Raw genomic sequence first — 1,736 nt, 5'->3', positions numbered from 1 at the left:
GGCGTACACCTCGGGGAAGCCGCCGCCGATGACGAGCGCCGCGGTCCCGTCCGGCAGCCGCTCGTCCCGCAGCGGGTCGAACACCGCGACGTCCGCCCCGGCCGCCCGCAGCAGCTCGACGTGCTCGGCGTAGCCGAACGTGAACGCCGCCCCGCCCGCCACCGCCACCACCGGCCGGTCCGTCCGCTCCCCCCGCGCGGGCTCCCAGGGGACGGCGTCCAGCGGCGGGGCCGACGCCGCCAGCCGGAGCAGCACGTCGAGGTCGCACGAGCGGGTCACCAGCGCGGCCAGCCGGTCCACCGCGGCCAGCGCCTCGGTCTCCCGTTCGGCGGCGGGCACCAGCCCCAGGTGCCGTGACGGCGTGGAGACGGCGTCGTCGCGGCGGATCGCGCCCAGCACCGGCACCCCCGCCGCGGCCAGCGCGGAGCGGCACAGCTCCTCGTGCCGGTCCGAGCCCACCCGGTTCAGCACCACCCCGCCCACCCGCACCCGGGGGTCGAACGTGACGAACCCGTGCACCACCGCCGCCACCGACCTGCTCTGCCGCGCCGCGTCCACCACCAGCACGACCGGCGCGTCCAGCAGCCGGGCCACGTGGGCGGTCGAGGCGAAGTCGGCGTCCCCCTTGCCGTCGAACAGCCCCATCACGCCCTCGACCACCGCCACGTCGCACCCCGCTGCCCCGTGCCGGAAGAGCGGCCGTACGCGCTCCTCACCCACCAGCCACGGATCCAGGTTGCGGCCGGGACGCCCGGTGGCCAGCGCGTGATAGCCCGGGTCGATGTAGTCGGGGCCCACCTTGTGCGGCGAGACGCGCAGCCCGCGCGCCCGCAGCGCCCCCATCAGCCCCGTGGCCACCGTCGTCTTGCCGCTGCCCGACGACGGCGCGGCGATGACGAGCCGGGGAACTACCACTCGATGCCCTTCTGCCCCTTCTGCCCGGCGTCCATGGGGTGGCGAACCTTGCCCATCTCCGTCACCAGGTCCGCCACCTCGATCAGGCGCTCGGGCGCGTCCCTGCCGGTGATCACCACGTGCTGGTTGCCGGGCCGTCCGGCGAGCGCGGCCACCACGTCGTCCAGCTCCAGCCAGCCCCACTTCAGCGGGTACGTGAACTCGTCCAGCACGTAGAACCGGTACGTCTCGGCCGCCAGGTCCCGCTTGATCTGCTCCCACCCTTCGCGGGCGTCGGCCGCGTGGTCCTCCTCCGTGCCCGGCCGCTGGATCCACGACCAGCCTTCGCCCATCTTGTGCCAGGTCACCGAGCCGCCCTCGCCCGTCTCCCCGAGCACCTTCAGCGCCCGTTCCTCGCCGATGCGCCACTTGGCCGACTTCACGAACTGGAACACCCCGACCGGCCAGCCCTGGTTCCAGGCCCGCAACGCCATCCCGAACGCCGCCGTCGACTTGCCCTTGCCGGGACCGGTGTGCACGATCAGCAGCGGCCGGTTGCGGCGCTGCCGGGTGGTGAGGCCGTCGTCGGGGACGACGGCGGGCTTTCCCTGCGGCATGCTCAGACCGCCTTCCTGTGATCGCGCACGACCGAGCCGAGATCGGCCAGGGAGTCGAGGGAGACGAGACGGGCCCGCAACCGGGCCGCCAGCCGGACCGCCAAGCCCAGCCGTACGGGGCCGCTCTCGCAGTCCACGACCACCGCCGCCGTGCCCTCCAGCAGCGCCGCCGCCCGGTCCACGTCGCCGCCCGCCGTGGCGCGCCCGTCCGTCACCAGCACCAGC

The 1,736-nt window shown here is 74.9% G+C and carries 2 protein-coding genes and 1 pseudogene; all 3 read right to left on the bottom strand.

The genetic code is table 11. The annotated features are described in order from the left end of the window. The coding region (locus ACWDX9_RS62975) for a cobyrinate a,c-diamide synthase (protein WP_449973394.1) at positions 1–915 on the bottom strand (915 nt) is incomplete at its 3' end. Next, positions 909–1,511 carry a cob(I)yrinic acid a,c-diamide adenosyltransferase gene (gene cobO, locus ACWDX9_RS62970; protein WP_431917443.1) on the bottom strand — a complete coding sequence of 201 codons (603 nt, stop codon included), beginning with the start codon at positions 1,509–1,511 and terminating at the stop codon, positions 909–911. The genes cobO and ACWDX9_RS62975, both read right to left, overlap by 7 nt. A gap of 2 nt (positions 1,512–1,513) precedes the next feature. Beyond that, a pseudogene (locus ACWDX9_RS62965) lies at positions 1,514–1,736 on the bottom strand (magnesium chelatase); the annotation flags it as partial.

The sequence above is a fragment of the Nonomuraea sp. NPDC003201 genome, from assembly GCF_053590415.1.
This window is presented reverse-complemented; position numbering and strand designations above follow the sequence as displayed.

What these genes read in the sequence shown, in the direction of transcription:
- cobO (WP_431917443.1), bottom strand. Translation starts at nt 1,511, where the DNA reads ATGCCGCAGGGAAAGCCCGCCGTCGTCCCCGACGACGGCCTCACCACC.